At 29.2% G+C, this 15,189-nt stretch carries 13 protein-coding genes and 1 other annotated feature; of the genes, 9 read left to right on the forward strand and 4 right to left on the reverse strand.

Going from position 1 to position 15,189, the window contains the following annotated elements; all coding sequences use genetic code 11:
* Positions 1–245: 245 nt before the first annotated feature.
* Positions 246–1,124, forward strand: coding sequence for a YegS/Rv2252/BmrU family lipid kinase (locus tag PZA12_RS03340; RefSeq protein ID WP_011967921.1), 879 nt, complete (start codon positions 246–248; stop codon positions 1,122–1,124).
* Positions 1,125–1,175: 51 nt separating this feature from the next.
* Positions 1,176–1,841 (forward strand): hypothetical protein, encoded by a 666-nt coding sequence (locus tag PZA12_RS03345; protein ID WP_077837114.1) that lies wholly within the window; start codon positions 1,176–1,178, stop codon positions 1,839–1,841.
* 173 nt (positions 1,842–2,014) lie between these two features.
* Here the strand turns inward: PZA12_RS03345 and PZA12_RS03350 are convergent, their stop codons facing one another.
* Positions 2,015–4,015 carry a YgiQ family radical SAM protein gene (locus tag PZA12_RS03350; RefSeq protein ID WP_078115980.1) on the reverse strand — a complete coding sequence of 667 codons (2,001 nt, stop codon included), beginning with the start codon at positions 4,013–4,015 and terminating at the stop codon, positions 2,015–2,017.
* Between the two features lie 562 nt (positions 4,016–4,577).
* On the opposite strand from PZA12_RS03350, the gene PZA12_RS03355 reads away from it, so the two are divergent.
* The 6 genes from PZA12_RS03355 to PZA12_RS03380 all read left to right on the forward strand — a co-directional run bounded on the left by PZA12_RS03355 (position 4,578) and on the right by PZA12_RS03380 (position 10,982).
* Complete coding sequence (locus tag PZA12_RS03355) at positions 4,578–5,825, forward strand: magnesium transporter MgtE N-terminal domain-containing protein (RefSeq protein ID WP_077843543.1); 1,248 nt, start codon at positions 4,578–4,580, stop codon at positions 5,823–5,825.
* 181 nt (positions 5,826–6,006) lie between these two features.
* Positions 6,007–6,298: a binding site (T-box leader), on the forward strand.
* A 100-nt stretch (positions 6,299–6,398) separates the two neighbouring features.
* Positions 6,399–7,310: a cysteine synthase A gene (gene cysK / locus PZA12_RS03360; protein ID WP_077843544.1), complete on the forward strand. Its 912-nt coding sequence runs from the start codon at positions 6,399–6,401 to the stop codon at positions 7,308–7,310.
* Positions 7,311–7,450: 140 nt separating this feature from the next.
* The gene (gene epsC / locus PZA12_RS03365; RefSeq protein ID WP_078115982.1) at positions 7,451–8,041 is read left to right on the forward strand and encodes a serine O-acetyltransferase EpsC; all 591 of its coding nucleotides are present in this window, start codon (positions 7,451–7,453) and stop codon (positions 8,039–8,041) included.
* 526 nt (positions 8,042–8,567) lie between these two features.
* Positions 8,568–9,272, forward strand: a complete 705-nt coding sequence (locus PZA12_RS03370) for a lysophospholipid acyltransferase family protein (protein ID WP_077837109.1) — start codon at positions 8,568–8,570, stop codon at positions 9,270–9,272.
* A gap of 16 nt (positions 9,273–9,288) precedes the next feature.
* Entirely contained in the window at positions 9,289–9,921 is a 633-nt protein-coding gene (gene nth / locus PZA12_RS03375) for an endonuclease III (protein ID WP_078115983.1), read from the forward strand.
* Between the two features lie 155 nt (positions 9,922–10,076).
* Positions 10,077–10,982 (forward strand): D-alanine--D-alanine ligase, encoded by a 906-nt coding sequence (locus PZA12_RS03380; RefSeq protein WP_011967929.1) that lies wholly within the window; start codon positions 10,077–10,079, stop codon positions 10,980–10,982.
* Positions 10,983–11,149: 167 nt separating this feature from the next.
* On the opposite strand, the gene PZA12_RS03385 is transcribed toward PZA12_RS03380, so the two are convergent.
* Together PZA12_RS03385 and PZA12_RS03390 are read right to left on the reverse strand one after the other, a co-directional pair.
* Complete coding sequence (locus PZA12_RS03385) at positions 11,150–11,563, reverse strand: Fur family transcriptional regulator (protein ID WP_011967930.1); 414 nt, start codon at positions 11,561–11,563, stop codon at positions 11,150–11,152.
* 57 nt (positions 11,564–11,620) lie between these two features.
* The gene (locus PZA12_RS03390) at positions 11,621–12,172 is read right to left on the reverse strand and encodes a manganese efflux pump MntP family protein (protein WP_078115984.1); all 552 of its coding nucleotides are present in this window, start codon (positions 12,170–12,172) and stop codon (positions 11,621–11,623) included.
* A 188-nt stretch (positions 12,173–12,360) separates the two neighbouring features.
* Here PZA12_RS03390 and PZA12_RS03395 point away from each other — a divergent pair, with 188 nt between their 5' ends.
* A complete protein-coding gene (locus tag PZA12_RS03395) occupies positions 12,361–13,578 on the forward strand; it encodes a 6-phosphofructokinase (protein ID WP_078115985.1) in 1,218 nt (405 codons plus the stop codon).
* Positions 13,579–13,742: 164 nt separating this feature from the next.
* On the opposite strand, the gene PZA12_RS03400 is transcribed toward PZA12_RS03395, so the two are convergent.
* Complete coding sequence (locus PZA12_RS03400) at positions 13,743–15,047, reverse strand: aminotransferase class V-fold PLP-dependent enzyme (RefSeq protein WP_078115986.1); 1,305 nt, start codon at positions 15,045–15,047, stop codon at positions 13,743–13,745.
* Positions 15,048–15,189 lie beyond the last annotated feature (142 nt).

Raw genomic sequence — 15,189 nt, forward strand, 5'->3', positions numbered from 1 at the left:
ATAAATGAAAATAATATAAGGTGTAAAATTAACTTTAAGTTTTTATTAAGATTATCTAGTATCGACATTAAGTAAGTAAAATGATATAATAAAATCTATGACAAAGGTATTATATGTAAATATTTATAGGAATTTAATATATGTATTTAGAGCTAATTATAATCTTGTATTAAGAATTATTTTAAGGCTATTTTTTATGTATATAAATAATAATTTAAGAAAATTTATTGGAGGTAGGTTAATTTATGAAAAAGGTTAGATTCATATACAACCCATACTCAGGAGAAAATAGTATAATAAGCGAATTAGACAATATTATAAAACTACACCAAGAAGTAGGATTAATAGTAGTGCCATATAGAATTCAAAAAGGTAAAGATTTAGCAGAAGCATTAGATATAATAGATGAAACCTATAGCTATATTTTAATAGCTGGTGGGGATGGAACAGTGGATTCTTTAGTAAATGCTATGAAAAATAAAAACATAAATATACCTATAGGTATATTACCAGTTGGAACTGCAAATGACTTTGGAAAGTTTATTAATATGCCAAATGATATAGAAGAAGCATGTAAGCAAATATTAAGCTCAAAGCCAGTGGCTGTTGATGTTGGAAAGATAAATGAGAAGTATTTTATAAATGTAGCAAGCTCAGGACTTTTCACGGATGTATCTCAAAAAACTGATGTGAACTTAAAAAATACAATAGGAAAATTAGCATATTATCTAAAAGGCCTTGAAGAATTACCCAACTTTAGAAAGTTAAAGATAAAGTTATCGTCTAAAGAATGTGATTATGACGGAGAGATGTATTTGTTATTGGTATTTAATGGTAAAACCGCTGGAAACTTTAACTTAGCTACAGAAGCAGAAGTTACAGACGGAAAACTCGACGTAATAATATTTAAGGCTATACAAATAATAGAGCTAATACCACTTTTTATAAAGCTTTTAAAGGGCGAGCATTTAGATTCAGATAAAGTGGTTTATTTTAAAACAGATGATTTGTATATAGAATCTCCAGAAGATATTGTTACAGATATCGATGGAGAAAGAGGGCCAGATTTTCCATTGAGGGTTCAATGTATTAAGGGTGGAATTAAACTTTTAGGTATAAAATAAGCTAGACAGTAATAAATATAAGTAACAGGAATATGGAATGGAGCGTAATTTGTGAACTTTGCATATTATTTATTTTTGTTACTTATAATTTTTTTGTCAATTTCACTTATAAGAAAGAATCTCGAGGTTTCACCAAAGAAAATAAAAATATATTTGGCATTAGTAATTACATTATTTTTATTAAGGCATGTAGCATTATTTTTATTGTGTATACTCAAGAATAGTACAATAATATATTATTTAAAACCAGTAATATTTTTGAATCATCTATCAGTGCCTCTTATAGTGCTAGCTGTAAGCTATGTTTATTTAAGGTCTGAAAAATTAAACTTTGGTGGAACATATGTTATTGCAGCAACAGTATGTATTATTTATGCTGTAATAATGCATACTTCAAAGTTGACAGTTCAGGTAAATTATTTATATGGATTTATCTTACAGATAGATAAGGAAACTATTTTATTTTTGTTTTCACTAATACTACTTGGTGCATTACTGATACTAAATGTAATTTTATTGGATAGGCCATACGCAAATAAAAAAGGAATATGGTTTATAATTATAGCAATATTAATAGTAATGATAGAGGATATTATTATTTTAGGTGGAATTAAACTCTTCCCTTATTCGGTAATTGGCGATATATTATTTCTTATAATCATAAATTTAGTATTAAAGGGCTTTAAAATATTGCCAAAGAACAATTATCGTTCCTAGGAAATGAATTGAGTACGAATTCGCGCTTTAGAATATGTAAACAGCAGGTAATATTAAGATGAGTTGTTATAAGTATCCAGAGGATTTTTTTGAATAAGAGTAATATGTGCTAGCGGTTAATAGACAGAAAGGATACTTAGTTGCAATATCAAGCAACTAAGTATCCTTTCTTTTTATATGGTTCTTTTTCTTCTATTTGAATAATTATCAGATGAATGTTTATTTGAGTGCTTTTTATTGCCATTAGTTGAATTCTTCTTAGTATTACTTATAGAATTTTTTTCATTAGACATTTTACTAGCACTTGAATTTTTACTTGAGTTATTCCTAGGACCATCATTTGATTTATGCTTACCTTGATAGCCTAGTTTTCCAGGAGTAAAACCTATTAAACAGTTTTTACCATTGCCAATTAGATCTTCTCTATGAGCTTTAAGTAGAGCTTTCTTTACTTTTTGATAATTTTTAGGAACAGCAAACTGTATTAAAGCCCTTTGCATTTCTTTCTCTTCAGGTGTTTTTGGAATATAAACTTTTTCTCCGGTAATTGGGTTAAATCCAGTATAATACATTGTTGTTGATAAGCTTCCTGGTGTTGGATAAAAATCTTGCACTTGTTCAGGGGTATATCCCATCTCTTTAATGTATAATGCTAAATCTATTGCTGCATTTAGGTCAGAACCTGGATGAGAGGACATTAAATAAGGCACTAAAAATTGTTTTTTATCTATTTGTTTATTAATTTGAAAATACTTATTAACAAATTTATCATAGACTTCTCTTGTTGGCTTACCCATCTGATTCAATACTTTTGGAACTACATGTTCTGGAGCAACCTTTAATTGCCCACTAATATGATGCTCGCATAATTCTTTAAAAAATGCATCATTTTTATCATGTATTAAATAATCATATCTTAAACCAGAACGTATAAATACCTTTTTTATTCTAGGAAGTTTTCTGACTTTCTTTAATAGAGAAAGATATTCAGTATGATCTATTATCAAGTTTTTACATGGACTAGGGAACATACATTGTTTATTTTTACAAGTACCATGTTCTATTTGTTTCTTGCAAGCTCTATGTCTAAAATTTGCAGTAGGGCCTCCAATATCATGAATATATCCTTTGAAATCAGGTAAAGTCGTTAAAAGCTTTGCTTCATCAATTATTGAATCTTGCCCTCTATTTTGAATCACTCTTCCTTGATGAAATGTTAGAGCACAAAATGAGCATGAACCAAAACAGCCTCTATGACTTGTTATAGAAAATTTAACTTCTTGTATTGCAGGTATGCCACCTTTTTCTTCATATATAGGGTGATAGGTTCTTGTGTAAGGTAAATCATATGTCATATCCATTTCTTCTTGAGTTAAGTTTTCTTGAGGTGGATTCTGAACTAAATATCTATCACCGTATTGTTGAATTATGGTTCTGCCGTTTATAGAATCTTGTTCGTAATATTCCAATTTATAGGCTTCACCATAAGCTTCCTTATCCGTAGATACTTCTTCAAATGAAGGTACTATAACTGCATTTTTAATATTCGATATATCTTTAGTCAAATAACAAGTCCCACGAACACTTGTTATATTTTTAATATTTGCTCCATATCTTAATAACTCTGCGATTTGAACAACGGTTTTTTCGCCCATACCGTACATCAATAAATCGGCTTTAGAATCTACAAGGATACTTCTTCTAACTTTGTTATCCCAGTAATCATAGTGCGCAAAACGTCTAAGACTTGCTTCTATTCCTCCAATTGCAATAGCTGCATCTTTATAAGCTTCACGTATTCTGTTACAGTAAACAATTATTGATCTATCTGGTCTGTGGCCAGCCTCTCCTCCAGGAGAATATAAGTCTTCACGTCTTGTTTTCTTTGCGGCTGTATAGTGATTAACCATGGAATCTATATTCCCTGAATTAACTAGGAAACCGTATTTAGGCTTACCTAATTTTTTGAAATCCTCAGAACTATGCCAATTAGGTTGAGCTATAATACCAACATTAAAACCTTGTGCTTCAAGAGTTCTGCCTATAATAGCAGTACCAAAAGAAGGGTGATCTACATAAGCATCGCCAGAAACAATAATAAAATCCAATTGGTCAATTTTTCTTTTTTTTAAGTCTTCTTTACTAATAGGTAAGAATTCTTTACAAAGCTTCATATAATATTAACTCCAATTCTTAATTTATTTTATTTAAACCACATTTATATTAAAATTACGTATATTAAAGATCATTATATTTAGATATCATACTAACGTAATAAATAATTAAAAAATCAAACGAACAAGCTTTTAAAGCTTATTCTTAAAGTATATTAACATAACAATAATTAGTTTACAAACAATATCAATAGTCAAGGGTAGTGTAAATTCAAAGCAACTTATAAAGAAATATTTATAATTTACAGATTGAGGAGTAATTAATGAAATTTGTATTTGAAAATTAAAAGATAAATTAAAAATAAAAATTTATTGCCTTTTTACTTCTATGTAATATAATAATTAGAGATAGTAGTAAATTATAACTAAGTGAAGATATACAGGGCGGTGTAAAAGATGGAGGAAGGACCTCAGAATATAAACTATAATATAGCAAAAACTAAATATATTCAGAAGGAAAATCTTTTATCTTGCCTTAAAAGATATAAGTAGATGTAATTTAGTTACAATACTAATTTCACTTAAGGATTTTCTTTCTGCAGAAGTAGGGGGAATAATTAAGATGGAATTATCTATATTTCTATATACTAACATTTTAGATAAAAAAGTTTATGACGAGTTTGGTGATGTTTTAGGAACTCTAAGAGATATTTATGTGACTACAGAGGATGGATATCCTAGAATAATTGGGTATAAGCTTAAAAAGGACGGAGTAGCCTTTCATTATGAGTTTAGATATATAGAATTTTTAAATAGGGATGGTAAAATTAAGATCACAACAAGAGGAAGTAAAGAAATATTACCGATGAGGTATAGTTATCTTCTTTCAGAAAATCTATTAGATAAAAAGATAGTTGATATAAATGGAAAACAAGTTGTAAGAGTTAATGATTTGAGAATTGCAAGAATTGCAGGAGAATACAGAGTTATTGGAGTTGAAACAGGGCAATTAGCGAGATATAGAAGACTAAAAATAGCTGGTATTATGAAATTCATATACGGAATCATAGGAAAGAAGTTAGAAGATAAAGTCTTAAGATGGGATGATGTTGAGTCCTTGGAAATGATTGAAAATAATTTGAAATTATCCATACCATATAAAAAATTATCAACTTTACATCCAGCGGACCTTGCAGATATATTAGAAAATCTAGATACAAACTCAAGAAAACAAGTATTGGAATCACTGGATGAGGATTTAGCAGCCGATACATTAGAGGAAATAGATTCAGAATATAAGGGGACAATAATTAAGGAATTATCTGACAGCAAAACTGTAGAAGTGCTAGAAAATATGCCTAACGATGAGATAGCTGATTTGTTAGATGATTTAGATGAAGAAGAAAGAGAAAAAATATTAGTAAATTTAGAAAAAGAAGATGCAGATGAAGTTAAGGAATTGTTGCAATATGAGGATGAAACTGTTGGTAGTATAATGAGTAAAGAATTTATATCTGTTAATCTAGATATTACAGTTGGAGATACTATTGAGATATTAAAAGAAACAAAACCAGATGAGGAAGTTATATATTATATTTATATAACGGATGAAGAAGAACGTGTTCAAGGGGTAGTATCTTTAAGAGACTTAATAGTTAATGATAATGATTTAAAGATAAGAGAAATAATGGATTATTCTGTATCACGTGTAAGGCATGATGATGAAATTAGCGAAGCTATAGAAGTTGCCTCAAAATATGATTTGAATTCAGTGCCAGTAGTAGATGAATATGAAAAATTAATTGGAATAGTAATTATTCATGATTTGATAGATGAATTTTTGTATCCTCTTTGGAAGAAGAAAAATTAGAACATAAAATATTTAGATTTTTAATAAGAATAATGTTTTATTTGTATTATTTACCTGTAAGGATTACTTATTTTTATATATTTAAGAAAGTCAATACTTTTTGATTAAAATTTTAAAAAGTATTGACTTTTTTTTTAGAAAGAATATAATTATAATATAAAACCTATCAAAACACTAAGAATTAAAAACTATGAAAAAGAAAAGTAGCATAAAGGAAGTTTACAGAGAGAAAAGGATGCTGAGAACTTTTTATCTAGAATTTATGTGAAGTGCTCTTTGGAGTTGAAATTTGAAATCAAATATATTAAAGAAATGGAGTGAGAGCATATCCATTGATTTTTTTGATATATTTTTTAGTATGATTTTCCGGGATCACCCGTTATAGTGATATGATATCTTAAGTATCAAAATTGAGAGGGATTAGTTATTTAATCCAATTAGAGTGGAACCGCGAATTTTACTTCGTCTCTATAATTTTTTATGGAGGATGAAGTTTTTTTATTATATTTAATATAAAATCAATGTAAAAAGATATACTAAAATTAGTAGAAATTTGAGGAGGAGAATAATAATATGGTTTATAATGGAGGATTAGAGTTAATAGGAAATACACCTATTTTAAAAATTAATAATTTAATTAAGGACGAAAATAGTGCAGATATATACGTAAAACTTGAAAAATTTAATCCGGGTGGAAGCGTTAAAGACAGAGCAGCATTAGGAATGATTGAGAGAGCTGAAAAGGAAGGCGTATTAAAGCCCGGGGCAACAATAGTAGAGCCTACAAGCGGAAATACAGGAATAGCACTCGCACTTATAGGGAAATTGAAAGGTTATAATGTAACAATAGTAATGCCAGAAACAATGAGTAAGGAAAGAAGAGATCTTATAAAAGCATACGGTGCAAATCTTGTATTGACTGAAGGAGCTAAGGGCATGAAAGGTGCTATAGAAAAGGCTCTGGAAATAGGAAGTGGAGAAGGATTTTTTATCCCTCAACAATTTGAGAATGTAGCTAATCCAGAAAAGCACTATGAAACAACAGCGGAAGAAATATATAAAGACATTCCAGATTTAGATGCCTTTGTTGCAGGCGTTGGAAGTGGTGGAACTGTAATAGGAGTATCTAAAAATTTAAAAAAGAAAAATTCGGATATTAAAGCATTTGCAGTTGAACCAGCAAATTCACCAGTTTTAAGCGGTGGAAATCCAGGTGGTCATAAAATTCAAGGCATAGGAGCAGGATTTGTTCCAGGAGTTTATGATAAAGAATATGTAGATGAAATATTACAAGTAAGAGATGAAGATGCATTTAAAACAGCAAAAGCATTTGCTGAAAATGAAGGTGTATTGATTGGAATATCTTCAGGTGCAGCTGTATATGCAGCAATACAGGTTGCAAAAAGACTTGGAAAAGGTAAAAAGGTATTGGCTATTGCTCCAGATGGGGGAGAAAAGTATATATCTATGGGATTATATGATTAATTAATTTAACTATAAAAGTTTTATTAATCATCATCGATTAACAGTGAAACAATTGATTTAACTTAAGATACTAATGAAGTTCTATTAATAATTGTATATGTGAAAAGCTCTACTGAAAACTATAGAAAGGAGAATAGGCTGTGTTTAAAAAATTAAATTACGATCTAGAAAGAGTTTTAAGTGAAGATCCAGCGGCTAAAAGTAAACTAGAAGTATTATTATTGTACCCATGTATTCATGCACTAATATCATATAGAATTGCACATGCCCTATATTTAAAGAAATGGTTTTTCTTGGCAAGATTAATTTCTCAATTATCTAGGTTTTTAACAGGTATAGAAATTCATCCGGGAGCTAAGATAGGAAAAGGGTTGTTTATAGACCACGGAATGGGAGTAGTTATTGGTGAGACTGCAGAAGTAGGAGACAATGTTACGCTTTATCATGGTGTAACTCTAGGTGGTACAGGTAAGGATGTAGGGAAAAGACACCCAACTATCGAGGATGATGTTTTGATAGGTACAGGTGCAAAGGTGCTTGGACCTATAACTGTAGGAAAGGGTGCTAAGATAGGAGCTAATGCTGTAGTTGTAAAGAATGTACCAGCAAGTGCAACAGCAATAGGAGTTCAGGCTAAAAATATTGTTAGAAATAGTGCAAGTGCAGCAATAATTGAAATTAGTGATTTAAAAGGACGCAAAAAGAAAATATTTAACGATATGGTTATTTAATGCTTTATAGTATGGGAATATATGAAGTGCAATTAATATAAACTCGTATCTTGTATAGTTCAGTAGCATTTATTTATAGGAATTTTACTAAGTTAAGAGGTTTTACTAAATATTAAAACAGAGAATTTTTTTATTAATTATTTTATTAAGAAATGGATTATAATTTGAAAATTGAGAGATGCATTAATTAAACTTTAGAGCAAGAAAGTTTAGTTAATGTATTTTTTTATATGAAGATTATGCTAAAGTTAAATAAGTTATATTAATTTATCTTGGTTATAATTAAAATGCTTTTTGCAAATAAGTTAGAATAGTAAAAGAAGATATTAGTATATTTGGTATGAAATCTTACAATAACCTTAATATTTTTGGTAATTGCATAGACATATGAAAGCATATATAATGTATATAAATAATGATCAATAATATATTATGCATGTAATACTTGTATAGAATTGAATAATTGTAATAAAATGTAATTAGTAGTATAATATAAAATGTGATTATTAAGAAAGGTTGGAGAAAAATGTTATCACCAGTTGCAATAAAATTAATAAGAATGATGCCAGAAGGGATAATTATAAAAATAGCAAAAAAAATAGTAGATAATTATATAAGAAAATATGCTAACATAACTGTTAATGGAGCAGATAATATAGATAAAGTAAAAAAACCAAGAATATTTGTATGCAATCATTTGAGTAATTCGGACGGATTAGTTTTATCAAAAATGCTAAAAGAGAAAAGTGATCCACATTTTGTAATGGGAATAAAATTGTCAGAAGATCCAATAACAAAATTAGGAACTCAGATAGTGAAAAACATACCAATTAAACCTAATTCTGCTGATAAAGAAGCTATTACAAGAGTTGTTAAAACTCTTAAAGAAGGAAATGATATTTTAATATTTCCTGAAGGCACTAGGAGTAGGACAGGTGCTATGATAGAAGGTAAAAAGGGAATTCTGTTATTTGCAAGAATGGCAAAAGCGGAAATAATTCCAATTGGTATGTCTGGAACAGATAAGTTATTACCTATAAGTAAAAGTGGAGATATGGGAGCAGAGAAATGGCAGCATGCTGACGTTACTATAAATATAGGTGAAAAAATTGTATTTCCTGCTAAAGAGAAGGATGAAGACAAACATGAATATGATAATAAATGTATGGATATCCTAATGAGGAGTATAGCGAGCCTCTTACCCGAAAGGTATAGAGGAATTTATAAGTAAGGAGATTACAAAAGATATGAAAGCAAGGACAAAAAAAATTGTAGATATATTGAAAGAGACATATCCAGATGCAAAGTGTGAATTGAATTATGAAACACCACTCCAATTACTTATAGCTACAATATTGTCTGCTCAAACAACAGATAAAAAAGTGAACGAGGTAACAAAAGATCTATTTAGAGATTATCCAGATCTAGACTCTCTTTTAACATTAACAAACGAGGAACTTGAAGAAAGGATAAAGCAGATAGGTTTATATAGAAATAAATCCAAGAATTTAATACTTATGTTCAATCAACTTAAGGAAAAATTTAATGGAGAAGTCCCAAAGACAATGGAGGAAATAACTTCGCTTGCTGGAGCGGGAAGAAAAACAGCTAATGTAGTTTTATCAAATGCCTTTAATGTGCCATCTATTGCTGTAGATACACATGTTTTTAGAGTATCAAATAGATTAAAACTTGCAGATTCAGAAAATGTTTTAGAAGTTGAAAAACAATTACAAAAAAAACTACCAAAGAAAGAGTGGACTCTTATGCATCATCTACTTATATTTCATGGAAGAAGATGTTGTAGTGCTAGAAATCCTAAGTGTGGGGAATGTCCAATAAAGGATTTATGTAGTTATGATAATAAAACTAACAGATAAAAGAATATTTATAAAATTTTCATGAACCACAATTAAGACAATTTATAGTCAAAGTGGTTCTTTTAATTGTGCCGTTAATTTAATAAAATAAAGATAAGTTAGAATGAATAAATTTAATTAACAGGAAATATTAATAAGTATTTTGGAGGTAATCTATGAAAATTGGAGTTATAATGGGTGGTATATCATCAGAAAGAGAGATATCATTGCAAAGTGGAAAATCTATAATTGAAAATATAAACAAGGAAAAGTATGAAGTGCTACCAATTGTAATAGATAAAAAAGAAGATATAATAAATAAATCTAAAGGGATAGATTTCGCACTTTTAGCTTTACATGGCCAATTTGGAGAGGATGGAACAGTTCAATCAGTGCTTCAAACACTAGGTATACCATATTCAGGGTGTGGGCCTTTAAGTAGTGCTATGTGCATGGATAAAGACGTATCAAAATCCGTTTTAGAGGCAAATGGGATTAGGACTGCTCCTTGGATTAACCTAAGAAAAGGCGATAATATAGATTTCAATAAAATAAATGAATTAGGATATCCAGTTGTAGTAAAACCTACTCATGGTGGATCAAGTGTTGCGACATTCATAGTTAAAGAAGAGAAGGAAATTGAAAACTGTGTTTCAGAAGCTTTTAAATGGGATAGCGAAGTTATGATAGAAAAATTTATAAAAGGTGATGAAATAACTTGCCCTGTATATAATAATAAAATGCTTCCAGTAATTGCAATTAAGCCTAAGGCTGAATTCTTTGACTTTACATCTAAATATCAAGATGGAGGGGCAGAAGAAATAGTAGTTGAGCTAGAAGCAGAGTTACACAAGGAAGTAGAAAAGATGGCGTTAGAAACTTATAAAGCACTTAAATGCGAAGTGTATTCTAGAGTTGATATGATAGTTACAGAGGAAGGCGTACCATACATTTTAGAAATAAATACTCTTCCAGGAATGACTAAAAATAGCCTAATTCCTAAAAGTGCAGCAGCTTTGAATATAGGATTTTCAGAACTGATAGATATGATCATACAGGATTCGTTGAAAATAAGCAGATAGTATATGAATTATAAAATTTTTTAAATATTTATAACATTAAAATTGAAAAACTACTTGTTTAAGAATACCTTAGACAAGTAGTTTTTATCATAATTTCTATTGAAAACAATCTGCAAATCTTCCAGTAAAACCTTTTAGAAAATATAACTTATATTAAGACAACTTAGTTATTGTTTCTTTTTGCAATCTTTACATACGCCCTTCATAACCAAGTCATGATCTGTTAAAGTGAAGCCAGTCGCATTTTGAACTAATTCTTGAATCTGAAGCATAGGACAAGGGATTTCAACTTCTTTGTGACATATATCACATTCCAAATGATGCCTATGAGTTTTTCCTTTTAGCTTATATGAAAAGACTCCATCATTTAGAGTTATTTTTTCAATAATTTCTTTTTCTTCAAATAATTCTAAAGTTCTATAAACCGTGCTCAAATTTATATTTATATTGTTGCTTTTATAAATCTGATATATTTTTTCAGCTGACAAACTGTTTTCAGAATTTTTTAATATACTTAGGATTTCTGTTCTTCCTTTAGTTATTTTAATTCCTTTATTTTTAAGAATTTCCTTTGGTTCCATTTTCATATCCCCTAACAGCTAAATATTAAATATATTATATCACATATATTTAATATCTTAAAAAAATATCATCTTAAAACCAAAAAATATAAGAGCTATCCCGCCAAAAAAGTTAGCATACGTTGTAACAAATTTTATTTTTTTAATATATCTGCACATAAAAAATCCTACTGTACATGTAAATAAAGTGATTAATCCAATTAAAATTGAATCAACACAAAGTAGAAGATTGTATGAAATTTCATGAAATGCAGTGAATCCTATAACTAGTGCATCTATACTAACGGATATTCCAAGTATTAAACAAGTACTATTTTTTATTAAAATTTCAGTTTCTTTTTCCTTAAAGCCATCTATTATTATAAGAGTTCCTACGACTGCCATAATTATTCCACCAGCAATGGAAGGGATGCTTGTAATATAAGTATCAAATAAATATCCTAAACTTCCACCTACGTATGTAAATAAAAACTGAAAGAATGCAAATGATAATAAAAACTTTATTTTATGGATTCTATTAATTCTAGGATTTAGACCGATTCCTAATGTTACGCCAAAAGCATCCATGGCCAGTGCAATTCCTATTATTATAATGTCGTACAAATTCATTTTCTCTTCCTCCTTTAAAATTAGACTTACTCTATAATAATTAAAGTTTTTTTAATATATGCAAAAAATTTAAAAAAAGTCTTTATTAAATCTTTTTTTTGTTGTATATTAATAAATAGTGTATTACTATTGGCTAAATAGTATAGCATATTTAACCAAATTAGTATAGCAAACAAGGAGGAAATTTCATGTCAAATTGTATAATAGCTCAATCTGGGGGGCCAACGGCAGTAATTAATTCAAGTGTAGTAGGACTTTTAAATGCTAATAAAGAACTAAAAACTTTTGAAAAAGTTTATGGAGGCCTAAATGGTATTGAGGGTATATTAAATAGAAATATAATTGATTTGTCATCAGTTTCAGAAAATGAAATAGATAATTTTAGATTTACTCCATCTTCAGGGCTTGGATCTTGTAGGTATAAATTAAAAGATTTAGATTCTTGTAGTGAAGAATATGAAAGTTTAATAGAAATACTTAGAGAATATGATATAACATCATTCTTTTATGTTGGTGGAAATGATTCTATGGATACCATAGCAAAGCTTTCACGATATGCAAAACAAAATGATATTGGAATAAGTTTTATAGGTATACCTAAAACTATTGATAATGATTTAAAATTCACTGATCACACTCCAGGCTTTGGCAGTGCAGCAAAATTCATTGGAACAACAGCGCTTGAAACATATTTAGATGCATCAGTTTACATAAATAACGGTATATTTATTTTAGAAACGATGGGAAGAGATACAGGATGGCTTGCAGCTTCTGCATGTATTGCAAAGCTTGATGGAAAACCAATTGCAGATTTTATATACCTTCCTGAAGCAGCGTTTGATAAAATCAAATTTTTGAATGATGTTAGGCAAAGATTTGAAGAACAAAATAAAGTGTATATAATTGTATCAGAAGGAATAAGAGATAAAGATGGAAGATTCATTTCTGAATTTGATTGTGTTTCTCAAGATAAATTTGGACACGTTCAATTAGGAGGGGTATCTGAATACTTGAGAAGGCTAATTCTTGATGCTGGATTTACAACAAGGGTAAAAGCACTACAACTTGGGGTTCTTCAACGTTGTGCAATGCATTGTGCTTCAGACACTGATTTGACAGAAGCGTATAATGCTGGAAAGATGGCTTTACAATATGCTTCACAAGGAGAATCAGGGAAAATGGTTAGCATTAACAGGTTATCTAATGAGCCTTATGAAGTTAATTATCCATTAGTTAAGGCAGAAGATGTAGCAAATAATGTTAAGTATTTCCCTATAGAATGGATTAATAAAGAAGGTAATTTTGTAACACCTGAAGCATGCTCATATTTTGAGCCATTAATCAAAGATGCTCCTAGTTTAGAGTTTGAGAGAAATCTTCCAAAATATAAGGTGTTTAATCAATAGATAATAAGTATAAAATCATAAGCTTAGATGTTTTAATATTTAACTAATAGAAGGATGTATATATGAAGAATTTCATTTATACATCCTATAAATTAATAGAATTTTCAATAGTATAATAAATTTTATTGTACTATTTATTTTTAGTTCTAAATAAAGAAAATTTATTATTTTATTTTTCGTAAAGAGATATCTTCTAATACATTTAAAAAGGTATCCACTTCTTCAATTGAATTATATAATGCAAAACTTACTCGTATCATTCCTAACATTTTTTTATCTGGATTATCAAGGAATTCTTTAGCTTCATCTTCACTTACGTTCATGAGTCTTCTACAATATGGATGGGAACAAAACCAGCCATGTCTTACAGAAATTCCTTTCTTTTTAGCCAAGATATCAGCTACATCATGATGATACATATCCTCTATATTAAAGGTGGCAATTCCAAGCCTATCACTGATGTTTTCAGTATCTCCATAGTTTATAATTTTAGGGATTTTCTTAAGTCCTTCTATAGTGTGCTCTAAAAGAAGTCTTTCATGTTTTTCTATATAGTCGTATCCAATGGTATTAATAACTCGTAATGAATTAACTAAGCTCATTACACCCAAAAAATTTGGTGTTCCTGCTTCATTCTTCTCTGGTGGGGGAAGAAACTCAATCTCTCTATCCATTACTAATTCAACAGTTCCACCACCTAAATAATCAGGATCTGCATCCATGAAATCCTCTTTTAATCCTATTATGACTCCTACACCAAAGGGAGAATAAATTTTGTGCGACGAAAATACCAAGAAATCAATTTGATCATCATCTGTGTCCCCGCTAATATTAACTCTTGTGTGTGGTACAAGTTGTGCACCATCTACAATCAATTTGGCACCATATTTATGAACTAGTTTTGCTATAAAATGAATATGATTTATATAACCAGTTACATTAGAAGCTCCAGTAAGAGATACATATTTTATTTTACCATTGCTTTTCTTTAGTTTCTCTTCCAACTCTTCAAGTTTGAGCCTGCCTTGTTGATCTACTTCGATATAATCGACGTTACCTCTTTTTCGCCAAGGCAAATCATTTGAATGATGCTCCATTCTAGAGGTTAATACTATTTCGTCTGGAGTTTTAGTAAGAGTTTTTGCTAATTTGTTTATACCTTCAGTTGTATTGCTAACGTATATTACAACATATTTATCTTTATCTTTTACATTGAAAAAATCCAGTAAAAAATTTTTAGATTCTTTATATAAATTGGTAGTTATTTCAGCTTTTTGACCTGTTCCTCGTCCTATAGAAGCATAAGTATTGCTCAATTGTTTGATATATTCAATACTTGACTTAATAGGCGGAGTTGTAGCTGCATTATCAAAATTTATTCCATCTATACAATTTCCATCAGAATCACACACTTTTTCATCTAATCCAACAAATAAGTCTTTAATGTTTTCCTTATTTTCTATCTTCATATGCATCTCCTCCAATATATATTATTCCTATAATATATTTATTGTTCGCTTAAGAGGGCTGTAAAATTCATATCTTTTTCTTTCCATTTTGTACTATATATAATTGTTATGCATATTAATTAAGAGAAGCAAATATTATTTA

It is taken from the genome of Clostridium beijerinckii (assembly GCF_036699995.1).
In the GTDB taxonomy this organism is placed as follows: Bacteria; Bacillota; Clostridia; order Clostridiales; family Clostridiaceae; genus Clostridium; species Clostridium helianthi.

Bases quoted from the DNA above. Each gene is read 5' to 3' on its own strand.
- PZA12_RS03340 (WP_011967921.1), top strand. From the start codon at position 246: ATGAAAAAGGTTAGATTCATATACAACCCATACTCAGGAGAAAATAGT.
- PZA12_RS03350 (WP_078115980.1), bottom strand. From the start codon at position 4,015: ATGAAGCTTTGTAAAGAATTCTTACCTATTAGTAAAGAAGACTTAAAA.
- PZA12_RS03355 (WP_077843543.1), top strand. From the start codon at position 4,578: ATGGAATTATCTATATTTCTATATACTAACATTTTAGATAAAAAAGTT.
- cysK (WP_077843544.1), top strand. From the start codon at position 6,399: ATGGTTTATAATGGAGGATTAGAGTTAATAGGAAATACACCTATTTTA.
- PZA12_RS03370 (WP_077837109.1), top strand. From the start codon at position 8,568: ATGTTATCACCAGTTGCAATAAAATTAATAAGAATGATGCCAGAAGGG.
- nth (WP_078115983.1), top strand. From the start codon at position 9,289: ATGAAAGCAAGGACAAAAAAAATTGTAGATATATTGAAAGAGACATAT.
- PZA12_RS03380 (WP_011967929.1), top strand. From the start codon at position 10,077: ATGAAAATTGGAGTTATAATGGGTGGTATATCATCAGAAAGAGAGATA.
- PZA12_RS03385 (WP_011967930.1), bottom strand. From the start codon at position 11,563: ATGGAACCAAAGGAAATTCTTAAAAATAAAGGAATTAAAATAACTAAA.
- PZA12_RS03390 (WP_078115984.1), bottom strand. From the start codon at position 12,172: ATGAATTTGTACGACATTATAATAATAGGAATTGCACTGGCCATGGAT.
- PZA12_RS03395 (WP_078115985.1), top strand. From the start codon at position 12,361: ATGTCAAATTGTATAATAGCTCAATCTGGGGGGCCAACGGCAGTAATT.
- PZA12_RS03400 (WP_078115986.1), bottom strand. From the start codon at position 15,047: ATGAAGATAGAAAATAAGGAAAACATTAAAGACTTATTTGTTGGATTA.